Here is a 320-nt window from a genome sequence, read left to right as displayed (position 1 = left end):
AAGGTACGGCAATCGACGGTTCGGGAAATCTTATAATTACCTATGATGACGGCTCAACATCTGATGTCGGAAAAGTAAAAGGAGATACCGGAGCGGCAGGCGCGCAAGGGCCTCAGGGTCTGAAAGGAGATACCGGAGCGACGGGCGCACAAGGGCTTCAGGGACTTAAAGGAGATACCGGAGCGACAGGCGCACAAGGGCTTCAAGGTCTGAAAGGAGATACCGGAGCAGCAGGCCCACAAGGGCTTCAAGGCCTGAAAGGAGATACTGGAGCGGCAGGCGCGCAAGGGCTTCAGGGTCTGAAAGGAGATACCGGAGCG

The 320-nt window shown here is 56.6% G+C and carries 1 pseudogene; it reads left to right on the top strand.

The window, feature by feature from the left end:
* A pseudogene (locus DMB71_RS00085) lies at positions 1–320 on the top strand (collagen-like protein); the annotation flags it as partial.

Source organism: Flavobacterium tistrianum, from assembly GCF_003254545.1.
In the GTDB taxonomy this organism is placed as follows: Bacteria; Bacteroidota; Bacteroidia; order Flavobacteriales; family Flavobacteriaceae; genus Flavobacterium; species Flavobacterium tistrianum.
This window is presented reverse-complemented; position numbering and strand designations above follow the sequence as displayed.